Source organism: Fundidesulfovibrio sp. YSD1 (genome assembly GCF_055397115.1).
Window position 1 is genome coordinate 1,911,336 of record NZ_AP043666.1, and the last position, 18,476, is coordinate 1,929,811.

Annotated in this window: 15 protein-coding genes; 11 read left to right on the forward strand and 4 right to left on the reverse strand. The window is 70.5% G+C overall.

The window, feature by feature from the left end:
- Window positions 1–85: 85 nt before the first annotated feature.
- The 4 genes from metK to ACZ5V4_RS08950 all read left to right on the forward strand — a co-directional run bounded on the left by metK (window position 86) and on the right by ACZ5V4_RS08950 (window position 2,854).
- Window positions 86–1,258: a methionine adenosyltransferase gene (gene metK / locus ACZ5V4_RS08935; protein ID WP_464314501.1), complete on the forward strand. Its 1,173-nt coding sequence runs from the start codon at window positions 86–88 to the stop codon at window positions 1,256–1,258.
- A gap of 287 nt (window positions 1,259–1,545) precedes the next feature.
- Complete coding sequence (locus ACZ5V4_RS08940) at window positions 1,546–2,049, forward strand: hypothetical protein (RefSeq protein WP_464314502.1); 504 nt, start codon at window positions 1,546–1,548, stop codon at window positions 2,047–2,049.
- The gene (locus ACZ5V4_RS08945; protein ID WP_464314503.1) at window positions 2,049–2,486 is read left to right on the forward strand and encodes a DciA family protein; all 438 of its coding nucleotides are present in this window, start codon (window positions 2,049–2,051) and stop codon (window positions 2,484–2,486) included. The genes ACZ5V4_RS08940 and ACZ5V4_RS08945 overlap by 1 nt, the downstream gene beginning before the upstream one ends.
- Window positions 2,487–2,515: 29 nt before the next feature.
- Window positions 2,516–2,854, forward strand: a complete 339-nt coding sequence (locus tag ACZ5V4_RS08950) for a hypothetical protein (RefSeq protein ID WP_464314504.1) — start codon at window positions 2,516–2,518, stop codon at window positions 2,852–2,854.
- A gap of 69 nt (window positions 2,855–2,923) precedes the next feature.
- Here ACZ5V4_RS08950 and blaOXA read toward each other — a convergent pair whose 3' ends face one another.
- From blaOXA to ACZ5V4_RS08965, 3 genes are all read right to left on the reverse strand, one after another.
- Entirely contained in the window at window positions 2,924–3,733 is an 810-nt protein-coding gene (gene blaOXA, locus ACZ5V4_RS08955; RefSeq protein WP_464314505.1) for a class D beta-lactamase, read from the reverse strand.
- A gap of 232 nt (window positions 3,734–3,965) precedes the next feature.
- On the reverse strand, window positions 3,966–6,284 hold the full coding sequence (gene pbpC / locus ACZ5V4_RS08960) for a penicillin-binding protein 1C (RefSeq protein ID WP_464314506.1): 2,319 nt from the start codon (window positions 6,282–6,284) through the stop codon (window positions 3,966–3,968).
- Complete coding sequence (locus ACZ5V4_RS08965) at window positions 6,281–11,863, reverse strand: alpha-2-macroglobulin family protein (RefSeq protein ID WP_464314507.1); 5,583 nt, start codon at window positions 11,861–11,863, stop codon at window positions 6,281–6,283. Before ACZ5V4_RS08965 ends, pbpC begins: the two co-directional genes overlap by 4 nt.
- A gap of 187 nt (window positions 11,864–12,050) precedes the next feature.
- On the opposite strand from ACZ5V4_RS08965, the gene queA reads away from it, so the two are divergent.
- The 6 genes from queA to aroE all read left to right on the forward strand — a co-directional run bounded on the left by queA (window position 12,051) and on the right by aroE (window position 16,685).
- The gene (gene queA, locus ACZ5V4_RS08970; RefSeq protein WP_464317822.1) at window positions 12,051–13,163 is read left to right on the forward strand and encodes a tRNA preQ1(34) S-adenosylmethionine ribosyltransferase-isomerase QueA; all 1,113 of its coding nucleotides are present in this window, start codon (window positions 12,051–12,053) and stop codon (window positions 13,161–13,163) included.
- A 35-nt stretch (window positions 13,164–13,198) separates the two neighbouring features.
- Window positions 13,199–13,438 (forward strand): 4Fe-4S dicluster domain-containing protein, encoded by a 240-nt coding sequence (locus ACZ5V4_RS08975; RefSeq protein ID WP_464314508.1) that lies wholly within the window; start codon window positions 13,199–13,201, stop codon window positions 13,436–13,438.
- The gene (locus tag ACZ5V4_RS08980) at window positions 13,431–14,498 is read left to right on the forward strand and encodes a 3-methyl-2-oxobutanoate dehydrogenase subunit VorB (RefSeq protein WP_464314509.1); all 1,068 of its coding nucleotides are present in this window, start codon (window positions 13,431–13,433) and stop codon (window positions 14,496–14,498) included. The genes ACZ5V4_RS08975 and ACZ5V4_RS08980 overlap by 8 nt, the downstream gene beginning before the upstream one ends.
- On the forward strand, window positions 14,495–15,253 hold the full coding sequence (locus tag ACZ5V4_RS08985) for a thiamine pyrophosphate-dependent enzyme (protein ID WP_464314510.1): 759 nt from the start codon (window positions 14,495–14,497) through the stop codon (window positions 15,251–15,253). Before ACZ5V4_RS08980 ends, ACZ5V4_RS08985 begins: the two co-directional genes overlap by 4 nt.
- Complete coding sequence (locus tag ACZ5V4_RS08990) at window positions 15,254–15,790, forward strand: 2-oxoacid:acceptor oxidoreductase family protein (protein ID WP_464314511.1); 537 nt, start codon at window positions 15,254–15,256, stop codon at window positions 15,788–15,790.
- Window positions 15,791–15,857: 67 nt separating this feature from the next.
- Entirely contained in the window at window positions 15,858–16,685 is an 828-nt protein-coding gene (gene aroE, locus ACZ5V4_RS08995; RefSeq protein WP_464314512.1) for a shikimate dehydrogenase, read from the forward strand.
- A gap of 12 nt (window positions 16,686–16,697) precedes the next feature.
- Here the strand turns inward: aroE and ACZ5V4_RS09000 are convergent, their stop codons facing one another.
- Window positions 16,698–17,447, reverse strand: a complete 750-nt coding sequence (locus ACZ5V4_RS09000; RefSeq protein WP_464314513.1) for a sulfite exporter TauE/SafE family protein — start codon at window positions 17,445–17,447, stop codon at window positions 16,698–16,700.
- A 137-nt stretch (window positions 17,448–17,584) separates the two neighbouring features.
- Here ACZ5V4_RS09000 and ACZ5V4_RS09005 point away from each other — a divergent pair, with 137 nt between their 5' ends.
- On the forward strand, window positions 17,585–18,466 hold the full coding sequence (locus tag ACZ5V4_RS09005; protein ID WP_464314514.1) for a LysR substrate-binding domain-containing protein: 882 nt from the start codon (window positions 17,585–17,587) through the stop codon (window positions 18,464–18,466).
- The last annotated feature ends 10 nt before the right edge of the window (window positions 18,467–18,476 follow it).

An 18,476-nucleotide genomic window follows, 5' to 3' on the forward strand; every position in this document is an offset into this window, starting at 1 on the left:
ACACATGGCCTAGCGGTTTTTTCCGACCGTCCGATACGACATACCATCGCCCTTCGGCGAATCTTCTTCCGTGGGAGGAAACTTCATGGTCGCTGCTTCCAAAGGTAAATACCTCTTCACTTCCGAGTCCGTCACCGAGGGACACCCCGACAAGGTGGCCGACCAGATCTCCGACGCCGTGCTGGACACCATCTTCAAGCAGGACCCCCACGCCCGCGTGGCCTGCGAGACCCTGGTGACCACCGGCGTGGCCTTCATCGCGGGCGAGATCACCACCAGCGCCTTCGCCGATTTCCCGTCCATCGTGCGTGAGACCGTGAAGAACGTGGGCTACAACTCCTCCCAGATGGGCTTCGACTGGGAGACCTGCGCCGTCATCTCCTCCATCGACAAGCAGTCCGCGGACATCGCCCAGGGCGTGGACCGCACCAAGCCCGAAGAGCAGGGCGCGGGCGACCAGGGCATGATGTTCGGCTTCGCCGTGAACGAGACCGAGACGCTGATGCCCGCCCCCATCTACTACGCGCACAAGCTCTCGCGCCGCCTGGCCTACGTGCGCAAGGAAGGCATCCTGGAGTTCCTGCGCCCCGACGGCAAGACCCAGGTCTGCGTGGAGTACCAGGAAGGCAGACCCGTGCGCATCGACAACATCGTGGTCTCCTCCCAGCACGACGAGCACGTGGCCTACGACGACCTGGTGGACGCCATCCGCCACGAGGTCATCCAGAAGGCCCTGCCCGAGCACCTGCTGGACAAGGAAACCAAGATCTACATCAACCCCACCGGGCGCTTCGTCATCGGCGGCCCCCTGGGCGACTGCGGCCTGACCGGGCGCAAGATCATCCAGGACACCTACGGCGGCATGGGCCACCACGGTGGCGGCGCGTTCTCCGGCAAGGACCCCTCCAAGGTGGACCGCTCCGCCGCGTACTTCGCGCGCTACGTGGCCAAGAACGTGGTGGCGGCCGGGCTCGCCCACCGCTGCGAGGTGCAGATCGCCTACGCCATCGGCGTGGCCGAGCCCGTCTCCGTGCTGGTGAGCTCCGCCGGGACCTCCGACTACTCCGACGAGGCCCTGACCAAGGCCGTGCGCGACGTGTTCGACATGCGCCCCTACTTCGTCACCCAGCGCCTGGACCTCAAGCGCCCCATCTACGGGCTGACCTCCTGCTACGGCCACTTCGGCCGCGAGCTGCCCGAGTTCACCTGGGAGAAGACCGACGCGGTGGCCGACCTGAAGACCGCGCTCAAGGTCTAGTTCCCCCAAGGGACACACCGGCTTCACGGGCCGGGGAGGCGTGCGCCTCCCCGGCCCTTTCGCTTGCTGGTCATCCAGTGGGGAATTCGCGGATACGTTTTGACTTTGATTCCCAATTTCACGTACCCGTATCCCAGACGGTCGCTCCATGTACGGACGGCGGGTCCTTTCCCCGCCGCCCCCTCCCCGCCAACGCCTCCGGCGCGGGATGCGCCCGCCGCGTAGTGGTCCACGCGGCGGGCGCCTACTTTTCTTGACCTTTGGCGCAAAGGCGCTACCATTTGCCGATGCGTCCCGCGAAAACCATCCGCAAGCTCTTCGAGGTCGAGGAAAAGGACAAGACCGCCACCTTCAGCCACCAGGTTGCGCCCGGGTGCATCGGCGGGGCTTCCGGCAACCTCTTCTTCCTGGGCCTGGAGGGCAGCGGCGGGCGCGAACTCGCCCGGGCCTCGGCGGAGCGCCTGGGGCTCGAGTACGCCGAGGCGTCCTCGAGCGCGGAGCTTGCCGCGCTCCTGGCCCGGTGCTCCGTGGCCGTGGCCCTCACCAGCCCGGAGCTCGGGGCCGACCCCGAGGCCGTCCAGGCCATGCGCGCTTGCGGCAAGGTCTTCCACCTCATGGGCGTGGCCCCGATCCTGGCCAAGAACCTCGGGCGAGTGGACCGCCTGGAGGAGATCGCCGCGCAGGTCGAGCGCTTCGAGCCCGCGTTCATGAGCGCGGCGCACTTCGTCATCCCCCCGGCCACCCCCCTGGGCGAGGCCCTCGAGGACGTGGCGGAGAAGTCGAGGCTCTGATGCAGCCCCTGGGCCAGATGATCGTCAGCTTCGCCAGCCGCGCGGACGCGGCCATGGGCTTCAGGCTGGCCATGCTCTGGCCGCGCTGGCGCGAGGTGCTGGGGCTCGTGGCCCCCTACGCGCATCCGCTGGGGCACCGCCGGGGCGTTCTGCTGATCGGGGTGGACGACCCCATGGCCATGCAGGAGAGCCTCTACGACGGCCCGGACATTTTGGACGCGGTCAACGGCTTCCTGGGCCAACAAGTCTTTGACAAGGTGCAATTCGATCTGCTACAGGGCAAAACCCCTCTGGACGCCCAGCCCGGCCAGGCCCCCACATTCTGGCGGCCCAGGCAATGGCGGTCCGAGCGCCTCGGAGGGCTCACGCTGGACCCGAACACTGCCGTGGGGCGCTCGTATGCGGCCTACGTCCGCCAGTTTGGCCCCGGCAGGTGACATACAATTCCCCTTTGGAGGCGGAGACAATGGCCGACGAAATCACTTTGGATCTGAAAAAGCCCCTGGACAAGATGACCGCCAAGGAACTGCGCGATCTGGTGATCAACCAGATCCCCAGCATCCAGGGCGCTTCCGGCATGGACAAGGAAGAGCTGATCAAAGCCATCAAGGAAGTCCTCGGCATCACCGACGAGGAAGGCGCCCCGAGCCCCTACAAGGCCCAGATCCTCTCCATGAAGTCCCAGATGAAGGAACTGCGCACCAAGAAGGCCGCCGACGGCGTCTCCCGCAAGGAGAAGGACATCATCCGCCGCAAGGTGAACCGCCTGAAGAAGCGCACCCGCAACCTGTCCAAGGCCTCCTAGGCCTCGGGTTACCCGCTTTTTCGCCCGGCCGGTCCTGCACCGGCCGGGCTTTTTGCGTTCGCCCGCGCCTTACGGAAGAATCCCCTCGGCGCGCAGCACGGCGCGGGCGACGTCGCTTCGGGCCTTGGCCTGGCCCATGTCGTCCATGTCGATGTTCACCGCGAAATACCACACCTCGCCGCCCTTCTCGGCCCAGCCCACGAACCAGCCCGTGCCGGGCCTTTCGCGCACGGCCCAGCCCGTCTTGGCCCGAAGCGCCCAGCCCTGGCCCTTGTCCACGAGCATCATGGTGGCCACGGTGTCCACGGTCTGCTTGGCGAAGGGCGTGCCCCCGTTGCGCAGCCGCTCCAAGAATTCGATCTGCCCGAGCGCCGAGATGCGCAAGGCCCCCTCCAGCCAGAAGCGGTCGATGCCGCCGCCGATGTCCGCGTTGCCGTAGCGCGCCTCGGCCACGTACAGGGCCATGCGCTCGGCCCCGATGCGCCGGGCGATCTCCTGGAAGACAGGCACGTTGGACGCGGCGAAGGCCTCGGCCAGGGTCATGTCTTTGTTCCAGGCCGCGACGGAGCGGGGCGCGCCGTCCCATTTGAAGACCTCGCCCGGACCCGAGACCGCGCCGGTCTGGAGCGCGATGCAGGAGTTGGGTATCTTGAAGGTGGAGGCGGGCAGGTAGGGCGTGGCCGCACGCGTCGCGTCGAACACTTGCACGCGCGCGTCGCCCTGCTTCTTGAGGGCGATGGTCCCGGTCACCCCGGCGGCCTTGAAGTGTCCGCCCCATTCCGGCCTCTCCACGACCTTCGTGGCCCCTGTCGCGCGCGCCCCGGCGCAGGAGCACAGCGCGGCCACGGCCAGCGCCGCGACGACTATCCTCAGCTTCATCGAACCCACCTCCATTGCGAATGATCGCGCCCCTTTACCCTCGCCGGACCTCCCGATCAAGCCATCCCCTTCCCTTTTCCGCGTCTCCCTCGCACCATGGCGCGGACAAGCCGGATGGCCCCGGGAGGGCGCTGACCGCGCGCGCGAGGCGACGGATCGTCTTCGAATCGGTCCTAGCCCCGTGCGCGCGGCCAGCGCCCTCCCGGGGCCATCCGGCCATATTTCTCAACACTCACTCCACCACGAAACTCACGCTGTCCGCCCTGCCCATGGAGTCCACCACCACCAGCCTATGGTTTCCCGGCGAGAGTTCCAGAAAACCCGTCTCCCCGGGGTCCTTCTCGGCCACCAGGGCCCCGTCCTGGAACCAGTGCAGCCGCCCGGCGTCGGCCCCGGCGTGGGCCGAGAGCCCCACGCGCTGGAAGCGCTCCGGGGAATCGGGCCTCAGCTTGTAGAGGGAGCGGTCCTTGGGCGAGGTGATGCGCGGGCCTTCCCCGGCCAGGGCGTCGCGGCAGCCGGGGTCCGGTCCGGGCACCCCGGGCACGGCGATGCCGCTCGCGCGCCACCAGGCCGTGAGCTCGGCCGGGAACTCCGCGATCACCTCCTGGCGCACCTCGCGGCCCTCCAGGCAGCCCCCGGCCACTCGCAGCCCGCTGCCCGCGTCCACCAGCACGCGCCGGTGCACGGGGCACGGCCCGAGCCTGGTCACGCCGGGAATCGCGGTCAGCCTCACGCGCTGGCGGCAGTCCGGCCCGGGCAACTGGCGCGACAGGGCGCAGACCTCCACTTCTTCCAGGCCGAGCCCGTCCGGGCGCGCGAGCGCGGCCCCGTCCGGCTCCAGGGCGCGGAACACGTCGAAGAGAAGCGGCGCGGCCTGCCTGGCCCCGGAGATGCCCTTGACCGGCCCGCCCGTGACGTTTCCCACCCAGACGCCCACGACGTGGCGCGAGGAGAACCCCACGGCCCAGGCGTCCCGGTGGCCGAAGGAGGTGCCGGTCTTCCAGGCCACCTCGGGCGCGCCCCTGGCGCGCTCCACGCCGCCGGGCAGGTCCGGGCGCTCGAGAGTGGCCAGGATGCGCGCGGTCAGGGCGCAGGCCTCGGGGCTCAGCACGCGCCTCTCCGCGAGGGGGGAGCCCGGGGAGAGCACGGGCGGGCCGTGCATGCCCCCGCGCGCCAGGGTGGCGTAGAAATTGGTCAGGTCCAGAAGCGTCACCTCGCCCCCCCCCAGGATGATGGAGAGCCCGTAGTGGGAGGCGGGCCTGTTAAGCCCGAGCCCGCCAGCGCGCAGAAGCTCCAGGAAGCGCTCCTGGCCCACACCCGCCAGCAGGCGCACGGCCGGGGCGTTGAGCGAGTGCGCCAGGGCCTCGGCCGCCTCCACGCGGCCCCGGTAGGCGCCGTCGTAGTTGCGCGGGTCGTAGCCGCCCAGGGTGATGGGGATGTCCAGGAGCAGGCTCTCCGGCGCGGCGAGCCCGTCCTCGAAGGCCAGGGCGTAGAGGAAGGGCTTGAGCGCGGACCCGGGCGAGCGCCGGGCCAGGGCCGCGTTGACGCGCCCAAAGCGCGCGTCGTCCAGGTAGTCGGCGGACCCGGCCAGGCTGAGCACGCGCCTTGTTGCCACGTCGATGACCACCACGGCCGCGTTCTCCACGCCCATGGCCCGAAGCTCGGTGAGCCGCGCGCGCATGGCCTGGCGGGCCAGCTCGTGCACGCGCGCGTCCACCGTGGTGCGGATGCGCGCCGCGCGGCCCTGGCGAGCAAGGGCCATCTGGGCCGCGTGCGGGGCGATCAGCGGCGGGCGCGTGAGCCGTTGCGGCAGGCCCGCGTCCCGGGCCTCGGCGGCTCCCTCGGGCGTGGCCGCGCCGCAGGCCTGCATGGCTGCCAGCACCGAGGCCCTGGCCCTGGCCGCCGCCTCGGGATGGCGCACGGGGCTCAGGCGGTTGGGCGAGCGGGGGATGGCGGCCAAAAGCGCGGCCTCGGAGAGCGAGAGCATGGAGGGCGGCTTGCCGAAATAGAACCAGCTGGCCGCGCCCACGCCCACGATGTTGCCGCCGAAGGGTGCCATGTTCACGTAGATTTCGAGGATCTCGCGCTTGGAGTGGCGAAGCTCCAGTTGCAAAGCCCGGAAGCACTCCGCGAGCTTGGCCCCGAAGGTGCGCGCGCTGGGCTCGGCCATGCGGGCCACCTGCATGGTGACGGTGGAGCCGCCGCGCACCACCCGGCCCGCGCGCAGGTTGTCCAGGGCGGCCTTGGCCACGGCGACCGGGTTCACGCCGGGGTGGCGGAAGAACTGCCTGTCCTCGCTGGCGACCACGGCGTCCAAAAACATCGGCGCGACCTCGTCCAGGGCCACGGGGAAGCGCCAGGACTGGTCCGGGGCCAGGAAGAAGCGGATGGGCTGGTCGCGCCCGTCCAGCACCACGGTGGACGCGGCCGGGGAGAGCCTGTGCGCCGGGAAGGGGAAGAGCGCGTCCAGGGCGAAAAAGGCCGCCGCGCAAGCGGCCGCGAGGGCGAGGGCAGCGGAGAGTATCCGCCGCCCCCGGGGTTTCAGGTTCATCTGCCTTCCACGACGAGGCTGCCGAGTTCGGTCCCGGCCTTGATCTCGGGGTGGTACATGGCCTCGGCCTGCACGGGCGGCAGGCTGTAGGAGCCCGGGATCACGGCCCGGCACAGGGTGAAGACGTGCTGCCACTCGCCTCCCGGCAGGTCCAGGAACACGTTCACCCGGTCGGCCCGGTAGTCGGCGTAGTCGGTCTTGGCGGGCTCCTCCATCCAGGGCAGCTTGTCCGTGGTGGCGAGCCTCGGGTTCTCCACCTCGAGACCGGAGGGCAGAAGCTGCGTGAGCACCACGTTCTTGAGCGCCCCGGAGGTGCTGCGCACCGAGGTTTTGACCAGCACGGCCGCGCCCTGCCTGAGCTTGGCCACGTCGAGCGGCTGGCCCTGGCGATCAAGGAACTCGCGCTTGAGCTCCAGCCCGTCGGCAAAGGGCTTGTAAGCCGATTTCCCGGGCACGCCGCGCACGTCCAGCGAGTAGAACACGGCCCCGGGCCCGCACGCCCCGCCCAGCTTGAGGGCCAGAGGGCCCTTGGCCTGGACGTTTCTGAACACGGCGGTCTTCGCGGTGTCGAAGGCCGCCAGCCTGTCCGCGCCGGACGTGAGCTCCACGGGGCAGGTCGGCCCGGCCTGCTGGCGGGCGAAGAGCTTGCCCAAGGCCATGAAGGCCATGCCCGCCTCCTGGGTGGAGACGGTCCCGGCGGCCTCCATGAGCCTTTCGAGCTCGCGCGCGGCCTTGGCCGCTTCCTGCCCGGCGGGACCCACGTCGATCAGGGCCGCCAGGGTCAGGGCCGCGGCGCGCAAGGGCGAATCGAAGATGTCGTCCTCGCGCGGGGCTGCCTGGGGCGCGGGCAGGTTCCTAAGCAGCGCCTCGCCGCCCTTGGCGTTGCCCGAGGCCGCGTACGCGGCGGCCAGGAGCGCCCTGGCGTCCGCCGGGAGCTTCGCGCCCTGCCTGTCGCGCAGGTTGTCCATGGTGCCCTTGTCGGGGTTGCCGGAGAGCGCCAGCACGTAGAGCCCGTAGGCCTGGGTCTTCTGCGCCCCGCCCTTGTGGAACTGCTTGACCAGGTCGACCAGGTAGCCGAGCGCCCGCGAGAGCGCCTGCCTGGGCACCTGGTGCCCGGCCTTGCCCGCCTCCAGGAGGAAGTGCGTGGCGTAGACCGAGGCCCAGGCCTGCTCGCCGTCTGCCCCGGGCCACATGCCGAAGCCGCCCGAGGGCAGTTGCAGGGAGAGCACCCGGCTCACTCCCTGCTGGACCATTGCCTCGGGCGATCCCTTGGCCAGGGCGTCGGGCTCGAGCTCCCGGGCCAGGTTGGCGAAGTAGAGAAGCGGGAAGGCCTTGGACACCGTCTGCTCGATGCAGCCGTAGGGGTAGCCAAGGAGCGCCTCCAGCTTGCCCGAGTAGCGCACCAGGGGGTAGCGCCCCACGCGCAGGTCGCGGCGCACCGTGGAGGGGAGCAGACCCTCGGCCCCGGCCAGGGCGAGCTCCACACTCGCGCCCTCGTTCACTCCGGCCGCGATGCGGCTCACGGCGGGCAAGGGCGAGCGCACGAGGAGTTCCGCCTCGGACACGGCCGATTCGCCGTTTCCGGCCGCCTTGACCGCGAGCCTGGCCACGCCCTCGCCCGCGCCCGTGCTCACGGTGAAGAACGCGGTGGCGTCCTTGCCGGGCTCGATGGCAAGCTCCTGCACGGGGTCTTCGGCGCGCATGGGCCCGGACGCGTCCAGGGCCAGCCTGAACCTGCCGGGCGCGCCCGTGTCGTTGCGCAGGGTCACGGGCAGGCGCATGGATTCGTCCAGCTGGGCGAAGCGCGGGAAGGTGGGCATGAGCACCAGCGGGCTCTTGACCCTGGTCATGGCCTCGGCCGAGCCGAAGCGGTTGCCGTTCACGGCCACGGCCATGACCCGAAGCGCGCCCTGGAACCTGGGCACGGGGATGGTCCACTGCACGCGGCCCTGGGCGTCCGCCTTGAGCGGGCCGGACCAGAAGGCCACGGACTTCTCGCCCTGGGGCGACTCGGTGCGCAGGTAGCGCCCCATGTCCTCGTCGCCGCCCGCAGGGGACTTGCCGGCGAGCGCCTTCACCTCGGGCAGCAGGAGCGCCCAGGTGTCGAAGGACTCCACTTCGAGGGCGCGCTTGGCGTAGAAGCTGGCCCACGGGTCCGGGGTCTTCTGGGCGATGAGCTGGAGGATGCCCTCGTCAACGGCGGCCAGGGTGACGATGCTTCCCGGGTCGGCCTTGGCCGTGACGGTCAGTTCGGTCTCGGGCTTGATGAGCGCGGGCGTGAGGATGGCCACCGCCTGCCGCCCGGCCTCGCGGGCGACGCTCAGGGACACCGTGCCGAAGGCGCGCCCGGCCTGGCCGGGCAGCACGTCCGCGCCTTTGCGCGCCAGCACGGCCGTGACGTAGACGTTGGGGCCGTAGCCCTGCTTGATGGGTACGCTCACCTCGCCGGTGTTGGCGGGCATGTCCACCACCAGCACGTCGCGCACGCCCGTGGACTCCACCGTGACCAGGAGCTTGCCCGGATAGGGCGAACGCACCTGGAGCTTGGCCGTCTCGCCGGGCATCCAGTCGGGCTTGGCGGGCACGAGCTCAAGCCTGGCCGGGTTCTCCACGCCCCAGGGATTGTAGCCCTGCCCCTCGGCCCAGAAGGTCATCTGCGCGGCCGCGCCCGAATCCGGGTCGGCGACGCGCAGGCGGTAGCTGCCGAACTTGGGCGGGGTGAAGCCCACCCTGCCCGACGACCCGGGGGAGGCGATCTCGCGGCGCTCCACCAGGCGCGAGTCGCGCTTGGTCTCGTAGCGGAAGCCGCCCTCGTCGCCGCGGCGCAGGACGGTCTGCCAGCGGTCCTCCCAGAGCTCGGCCACAAGGGACTTGGCCGTGGCCTTGGCACCCTGGCCGTCCACCACCACGTACTCGAACTCGTGCTGTTCGCCGGGCTTGAGGCCGGACTGGCCGATCTTTTTTATGCCCGGATAGGAGAGGTAGGCGTCCACGGGCACCTTGGCCCTGGCGGCCACGCCGCGCCCGCCCGCCTCGCTGACCCTGGCCGTGACCACGGCGGTGAGCGCGGCCGGAGGCGAGAGCTTCTCAGGGATCGGCGCGGAGTAGGCCGCGCGCCCCTCCTCGTCCAGGGCGGCCTCCTTCCAGAGGATGGTCTGGGGCTCGAAGGCCCGCTCGGGGTCGCCGAAGGCGTAGTCCTCGAAGCCCTTGGGCGTAAACGCCGACGGAACGAGCGTGACCTGGGCCTCGGACGCCAGGCCCGCGCCCGGAGCGCCGAACAGGTAGCGGCCCTCCACGGTGAAGGCCAGCTCGCGCCCGGGGGCCGCGCGCTCCACACCCGGGGTCACGGCCGTTGCGATGCGGTCCGGCTTGAAGTCCTCCACCTGGAAGCGGTACTGGCCGATGGCGTCGTCCCCGGCCAGGGCCTCCAGCACGTAGGGGCCGGTGGGGAAGTGGGCGGGGATGGCCCGGGTGAACGCGGCCAACCCCTGGGCGTCGGTGCGCACGTTCTCCACGGCCACCTCGCGGCCCTGGGGGTCGGTCCAGCGCAGCTTGACAGGAAGGGGCTTGGGCGCGCCCAGCTGCGGGTCGCGCACGCAGACCATGCCCGAGACGGTCTCGCCCGGGCGGTAGATGTCGCGCTCGCCCCAGAGGAAGGCCTGGTACCCGGCCTGGGCCACTTCCACGCCCGAGACGTCGAGCCCGGTCATGTCCGTACGGAAGCGCTCGAAGTGCAGGAAGGAATAGTCCTTGTCCTTCTCCGCCGTGACCATGAAGGGCACCTTGTCCTCGGCCAGGTTCGCGAGCCCCTGGGCGCGCCACAGGCCGCGCGCGTCGGTCACGCCCTGGAAGAGCACCTGGTTGGTGGTGGAGACCACCTTCACCCGCGCCCCGGCCACCGGGGTGAGGTCCTTTTGCGAGCATACCCAGACCAGGATGTCGTCGTGGCCGCGCTTGGCCGCGATGCCCAGGTCCGTGATGAGCATCCACTTCTGGTCGGACGGCTGGTCCGCGCCTTCCCGGGTGAGCGCCACGCGGTAGAGCCCGGGCTCGAAGTCCCGGACCTCCCGGGCGATGTTCACCGGGGTGTTCACGGCCTGGTTGCGCGGGCTCGCCGTGGCGGCCTTGAACTCGGCCACGGCGTCGCCCAGGTAGGGCAGCACCCCGCCGCTGCCGCCGTAGTAGCCGCCCTCCTCGTCGCCGTAGTAGCCCGCGTCCCCGAAGGCCGTGTCCGCGTAGTAGTTGAGGCTGAAGAAGATGTTGTTGCGGTAGACGCGCTCCACGCGCAGGCTTGCCCCCTTGGCGTTCACCGAGGCCAGGGCCAGGTTGCCCGAGCCGCTGGCGGGCAGGAACATGCCCTGATGGGCGAACTTCACCGACGGCTCCAGGTTGGGCACGGCCAGGGAGAACTTGGCGTCCTGGGGCAGCACCGCGCCGCTCAGGGCCGTGAGCCCCTTGGCCAGCACCACGGAGTAGGTGGCCCCGGGCTTGAAGTTGCCCGAGAGCACGAGCCCGCCGCCATAGTCGCGCCCAACCGAGAAGCCCTCCACGGGCGGCTCCAGGGTGAGCTTCGCGCGCACCTCGGCCGGGTCCACCTTGGCCGAGAAGCCGAGCTCCCAGCCCTTGCGGTCGCGGTCGTAGTCGCCCGGCTTCCTGGCTTCCAGCACCCCGGAATGGCTCACCGGGAAGGCGTAGGCCTCCTGACGGGCCAGCCTGAACCCGTCCTTGGATTCGGCCCTGTCCTTGTCCAGCACCAGCGTGAACATGCGCTTTTTCGCGTCCGCCTCGAAGGGGACGCTCACGAAGCGCAGGGTGTCGTAGGGCCAGTCCCGCTCGGTGGCGAACTCCAGGGGCACGGGGCTTTTCTCCCCGAGCCTGGGGTCGATCATGCGCAGGGCCGGGGCCATCTGCTGCGGGAAGATGTCCTTGGAGAAGGCAACGGACCCGCTCACAGTGTACCAGCCGGGCTTGCCCGGCACGGGGTCGAGCTCGGCGGTCCATTTGCGCACGTTCAGGGGCTCCGGGCTGACCGCGAACTCCGTGCGCCCGGCCAGGGACTCCCCGGCGGGCAGGAAGTTGCCCGGCACGGCCTTGAAGGAATACGTCACCGAGGGGTCGAAGCCGTTCTTGTCGGCGGACCTGAAGCGCAGGATGTACGGCCCGGCCCAGGTCCAGTCGCCCGGCACGGGCGGGGTTATCTCGAAGGGCGGGCTGGCGAGCGCGCCCGTGGATTCGGTTTCGCCCACGGGCTTGCTGAAGGAGACGATCACCTGGTCGCGGCGCTTCCAGTCGTGGTGGAAGGTGGCCACCTCCACCGTGCCGGGCGTGGCGGCGGGCTTGGCGGGTTGCGCGGCCGGTGCGGCGGGAGCCGGTTCGGGCGCGGGAGCCTGGGCCTCGCGCGGGGATTGCTTCGGAGCCTCCTGATCCTGGAGCCCTGCCTTGGGCGACTGGGCCACGGGTGCTGGCGGCGCTTGGGTCTCATGGCCGCGCCAGAGGAAGTAGCCCTGGATGCCCACCACGAGGAGCAGGATGACGATGACGAGCGTCTTGACCGAGGAAGGATGCGGGGTTCGATCCATGTCGTGGCTCCGTTGAGGGGAGAAGGATATGGACGATGTGCTATCATATCCGGCGCTTTTGGCAAATGGCGCCCCCCTGCCCGGCCGCCACGGTTGCCAAGCCCGTTGCGCGCGTGTAGGAGGTCACGGTCCGCCCGAGCGAACGCATTCGATGGATGACGCGAGGCCCCGAGGGCTTTTCGCGCGGATTTTTCCCGTGGACCACGAACACAGCCTCGAATCCTACAGCTTCGACCTCCCCGAGGAGCTCATCGCCCAGGCCCCGGCGGATCGCCGCGACACCTCGCGCCTTCTGGTGGTGGAGCGCCACAAGGGCGTGACGGGCGAGGCCCGCTTCACCGACCTGCCCGGGCTCTTGCCCCCCGGGGCGCTTCTGGTGGCCAACAACTCCAAGGTGCTGCCCGCGCGCCTCCTGACCAGGAAGCCCACGGGCGGGGCCGTGGAGTTTCTGCTGCTCACCCCCCTGCCGCTTCTTGAGCCAAAGCCCTGCGACCCGCCCGAGGGCGCCTCGGGCGGGCCGTGGTTCAAGTCCCCAGCCAAGGGCCTCTTGCGCTCCTCCAAGAAGGCCAGGCCCGGGGAGCGCTTCGTGTTCGACCCTGATCTCGCGCTCACTGTGATCACGCGCGGGGACTTCGGCGCGAGCGAGGTGGAGCTGACCTTCCGGGGCGACGCGCGCGCCGTGTTCGAGCGCATCGGGCACATGCCCCTGCCCCCCTACATCCGCCGCCCGGACTCGGCCGAGGACCGCGCCCGCTACCAGACCCTGCACTGCCGCGACGACAAGCAGGGCTCGGTTGCCGCGCCCACGGCCGGGTTGCACTTCACGCGCGAACTGCGCGAGGAGCTCTCCCGCCTCGGCTTCGGCTGGGCCGAGGTGAGCCTGCACGTGGGCTACGGCACGTTCAGCCCGGTGCGCGCCGCCGACATCCGCGAGCACCGCATGCACGCCGAATGGGTGGAGATACCAGGCGAGACCGCGCGGGCCGTGGCCGAGGCCAAGGCGCAGGGCCGCCCCGTGGTGGCCGTGGGCACCACCTCGGCTAGGGCGCTCGAGGGCGCGTGCGAGGCCACGGGCGGCACGCTCGAACCTTTCGCCGGGTGGACGGACATCTTCATCCGCCCTGGCAGGCCGTTCACCGTGGTGGACGCAATGCTCACCAATTTTCATTTGCCTGGGTCGTCCCTGGTTATTATGGTTGCCGCCCTGGCCGGGAAAAGCGTCGTACTGGACGCCTATGCTCACGCCGTGCGCGAGCGGTTCCGGTTCTTTTCATACGGCGACGCGATGCTCATCCGCTGACCAGGCCGGATACGCACAAAGGAGACCATCCTCATATGTCGCGAATAGTCTTGGACGAGGGGCGCTGCAAAGGCTGCCTGCTCTGCACGGTCGTCTGCCCGGAAAAGATCCTCCGGCAATCCAAACGAATGAACCCCCAGGGGTACAAGGTCGCCGAGGCCGACCCCGAGCTCGCGGCCAAGTGCACGGGCTGCACGGCCTGCGCCCAGATGTGCCCGGACCTCGCCATCGTGGTCCTGCGCACGCGCAAGTCCAAGGAGGCCGCCAATGGCTGACGGACGCATCTTCGTCAAAGGCAACGAGGCCGTGGCCATGGGCGCCATCGACGCGGGCCTCAAGGGATACTTCGGCTACCCCATCACGCCCCAGAACGAGATCCCCGAGTTCATGAGCCAGCACCTGCCCGAGGCCGGGGGCGCGTTCGTCCAGGCCGAGAGCGAGGTGGCGGCCATCAACATGGTGCTGGGCGCGGCCGCCTCGGGCGTGCGGGCCATGACCAGCTCGTCGAGCCCCGGCGTGTCGCTCATGCAGGAGTCGCTCTCCTACATGGCGGGCAGCGAGACCCCCTGCGTGGTGGTGAACATGATGCGCGGCGGCCCGGGCCTGGGCGACATCAACACCGCCCAGGGCGACTACTACCAGTCCACCCGGGGCGGCGGCCACGGCGACTACCGCACCCCCTGCCTGGCCCCGGCCACCTGCCAGGAAGCCTACGACCTGACCCGCGAGGCCTTTGACTGGGCCTTCCGCTACCGCACCCCGGTGCTCATCGTGGGCGACGCCATTCTGGGCCAGATGAAGGAGCCCATTTCGCGCAAGCCCGCCGTGGCCCTCGACCCCCAGGAGGGCGAGGACTGGCGGCTCACCGGGGCCAAGGGCCGTCCCAGGCGCATCCTGCGCTCGCTGCACCTGGCGGAAGGGATGCTCGCGGCCGTGAACAAGCGCCTCCAGGAAAAATACCGCGACATGCAGCCGCTGGCGCGCGCCGAGGAGTTCATGACCGAGGACGCCGAACTCGTGGCCGTGGCCTTCGGCTCCACCGCGCGCATCGTCAAATCCTCGGTGCGCAAGCTGCGCGCCAAGGGGCTCAAGGTCGGGCTTTTCAGACCCGTGACCCTCTACCCCTTCCCGGAGCAGGCCCTGCGCGACCTGGCCTATTCGGGCAAGCGCTTCCTGACCGTTGAGCACAACATGGGCCAGATGGTGGACGACGTCCGCCTGGCCATTCGCGGCCTGGGCGACTCCGGCTTCTTCGGGGCCCTGCCCGGCAACCTGCCCACCCCGGACGAGTTCGAGGCCGCCATCGAGCGCGCCCATGCGGGAGAAGCCTTATGAGCGAGACCGTCGTTTTCGAGCGCACGCCCTCCGTGGCCGACGTGCCCACCCACTACTGCCCGGGCTGCCAACACGGCGTGGCCCACCGCCTCGTGGCCGAATACATCGACTCCCAGAACCTGGCGGGCGACACCCTGATGGTCACCTCCATCGGCTGCTCGGTGCTCCTTTACAACTATCTGCTCTTCGACGCCGTGGAGGCCCCGCACGGGCGGGCTCCGGCCACGGCCACGGGGCTCAAGCGCGTCTGCCCGGACAAGGTGGTCTTCACCTACCAGGGCGACGGCGATTTGGCCTCCATCGGCATGGCCGAGATCATGCACGCGGCCAACCGGGGCGAACGCATCACCATCGTGTTCGTGAACAACACGGTCTACGGCATGACCGGCGGCCAGATGGCCCCCACCACCCTGGTGGGCCAGAAGACCACCACCAGCCCGGCCGGGCGCTGCGCCGCCACCGAGGGCGTGCCCTTCCACATGGCCGAGATCATGGCCGCGCTGCCCGGGGTGGCCTATTCCGCGCGCGTGGCCTTGAACAACGTCAAGCACATCGCCCAGGCTAAGAAGGCCGTGCGCCACGCCTTCGAGGCGCAGCTCAAGAACCGGGGCATGGGCTTCGTGGAAATCCTGGCCACCTGCCCCACCAACTGGAAGATGACGCCCATCCAGGCCAACGAGCGCATAGGCTCGGAGCTGATCCCCACCTTCCCCCTGGGCGTGTTCAAGGACCTCAAACAATCCGGAGCCTGCTAGATGTACGCGGACGTCATCATCGCCGGATTCGGCGGACAGGGCGTGGTGCTGGCCGGAACCCTGCTGGCCTACGCCGCCATGGAGCACGGCCTGCACGTCACCTTCATGCCCGTGTACGGCCCCGAGATGCGCGGCGGCACGGCCAACTGCACCGTTGTCCTCTCCGACGACGACATCGGCTCGCCCATCATCCAGAGGCCCGTGGGCGTCATCGCCCTGAACCGCCCGTCGCTCGAGAAGTTCCAGCCCCGGGTGCAGGACGGCGGGCTCGTGGTGGTCAACTCCTCGCTGTGCGACGCCTCCCTGGCCGACGCGGCCAGGCTCACGGCCGTGGCCGTGCCCTGCAACGAGATCGCCGAGAAGGTGGGCAACGCGCGCATGGTGAACATGGTCGCCCTTGGGGCCTACGCCAAGGCCTCGGGGGCCATCCCCCTGGACAGGCTCAAGGAGGCCCTGGGGCACGTTATCCCCGGGCACTACAGCCACCTGATACCCAAGAACGCCGAAGCCCTCCAGGCGGGTTTCGACGCCGCATGACCGCGACGGGGGGCCCACGGCCCCCCTTTTTCGTGGCCCACGACAACGAATCACGACGGACCACCCCATGACTCACCCGCGAATCCCGGACAAGATCTACGGCATCATCGGCCACCCCCTGGCCCAGACCCTCTCCCCGCTCCTGCACAACTGGGGCTTCGAGCGCCTGGGCGTGGCGGCCGCGTTCACGGCCTTCCCCACCCCGCCGGAGCGCCTGGAGGAGTTCGTCCGGGCCGTGCGCGCCCTGCCCGTGTCCGGGCTCTGCGTGACCATCCCGCACAAGGAGGCGGTCATCCCCTTCCTGGACGGGCTCACGCCCCTGGCCGAGCGCGCGGGCGCGGTGAACACGCTCTTCTGGCGGGACGGGCGGCTCATGGGCCACAACACGGACGTGGAAGGATTCCTCGCACCGCTTCTGAAGCTCGAACGCGCCCCCGGCTCCGCGTTGCTGCTCGGAGCCGGAGGCGCCTCCAAGGCGGTGCTGGCAGGCCTGGGAGATCTCGGGGTGGCGGACGTGACCGTGTCCAACCGCGATTTCGGGCGCGCCCAGGCCCTGGCCGGGCGCTTCGGCGTCAACGCCGTGGCCTGGGACCGGCGCGACACCGTGGACGCGGAACTGGTCGTCAACTGCACGCCGCTGGGCATGACGGGCAAGGCCCGGGACGCCTCGCCCATGCCCGAAGGGTGCTGGACTTCCGGGCAGACCGCCTACGACCTGGTCTACAACCCGCTGGACACGCTCTTCCTCAGGCAGGCCCGGGCGGCCGGGGCCGCGACGATCGACGGCCTGGAGATGTTCGCGGGCCAGGGCGCGGCGCAGTTTCGGCTCTGGACCGGCCTCGACCTGCCCATGGACGAGGCGCGCGCCCTGCTGGCCCGGGCGCTTGGAATTTGAGCGGCGGGAGGATCACCCGAAGGCCCGCCAGAAGACCAGCCCGGTCATGACGAAGTTGCAGGCCGCGATTCCCTGCCTGACCACACGCGCCGGAAGCGCCCTGGCCACACGCGCGCCCGCGTAGCCGCCGAGCGCGGCCGCGCCCAGCATCACCAGCGTCTGCGGCCAGCTGACCACGCCCGCCCCCACGAAGCAGGCCACGGCCACGGAGTTGGCCGCGCCCACCAGGAGCGCCTTGGCCGCGTTCATGGCCTTGATGTCCGACGCCCCGAGAAGGCTCCACACGGCCATCATCATGAGCCCAACGGCCCCGCCGAAATAGCCCCCGTACACGCCCAGGCCGAACTGGCAGCACAGCACCGCGCCCACGCCGATCCTGAAGCCGCGCCCGAGCGCCTCCCCCAGCCCGCGCCCGAAGGCGAACGCCAGGGACCCGGCCAGCATGAGCCAGGGCACGGCGGCCAGGAAGGCCTCCTGGGGCGTCGCCAACAGCAGGAGCGCCCCGGCGATGCCGCCCGCCACGCTCACGGCCGCGAGCCTGCCGAGCCCGACCCTGGCCAGGGGCGCGAAGTCGCGCCGGAAGGCCCACGCGCTGGTCAGGCTGCCCGGGAAGAGGGCCACGGTGCTGGAGGCGTTGGCCGTCACGGGCGAGAGCCCCGTCCCGAGAAGCGCGGGCAGGGTGACGAAGGAGCCGCCCCCGGCGGCCGCGTTCATGGCCCCGGCCAGGAGCCCGGCGGAAAACAGGAGTGGTGCGTGTTCCATGGCAGGTCCATGAACCATTCGGGCCTTTCCGGAAATGCGCCATTTCCCGAGCCAGCCTCAGGCCAGGACGAAGGTTGTTTGCTTCCGCCAACGCCTGCGCTATGCCTCGGGAAACAGCCCTCCAAGGAGGCCAGGCCATGAGCTTCGACCTCACCGACCTGAACCTATTTCTGCACGTGGCCGAGGCTGGCAGCATCACCGCCGGGGCGGCCCGGGCGCACCTGTCCCTGGCCTCGGCCAGCGCGCGCATCCTGGCCCTGGAGGATTCCCTCGGCGCGCAGCTCTTCACCCGCGCCCGCCGGGGAGTGGAGCCCACGGCGGCCGGGCGCGAGCTGATCCGCCACGCCAGGGCCGTCACCAGCCAGGTGGAGCGCCTGCGCGCGGAGCTCGGCCGCTTCGCCGGGGGCCTTCGCGGCAGCGTGCGCCTGTGGTGCAACACCGCCGCCCTCACCGAGCACCTGCCCGCGCCGCTTGGCTCCTTCCTGGCCCGCCACCCCGAGGTGGACGTGGAGTTGCGCGAGCGCCCCAGCCGCGAGATCGCCCAGGCCCTGCGCAGGGGCGAGGCGGACATCGGCGTGCTCACGGACGCGGCAGCGCCCCCGGGGTTCGAGGCCGCGCCCTTCCGGGCGGACCGCATCGTGCTCGTGGCCGGAGCAGGGCACCCCCTGGCGGGCAGGCGCTCCGTGAGCTTCGCCGCCGCCCTGGACCACCCCTTCGTCTGCTTGAGCGAGGACAGCGCCCTGCAAAAGCACCTGGAGCACCACGCGGCCCAGGCCGGGAAACGCTTCCGCTGCCGGGTGCGCGTGCGCACCTTCGAGGCCGTGTGCCTTCTCGCCGGGATGAACGCCGGGGTCGGGGCCGTGCCGCTCACGGCCGCGCTTCGAAGCCCCGAGGCCGCGAACATACGGCGCATCATCCTTTCGGACGAATTCGCCTCGCGCAGGCTGGCCGTGTGCGCGCGCTCCTTCGAGGCCCTGACCGCGCACGCCCGGAGCCTGGCCGAGGCCCTGATGGCCTGAGCCGCTTCCT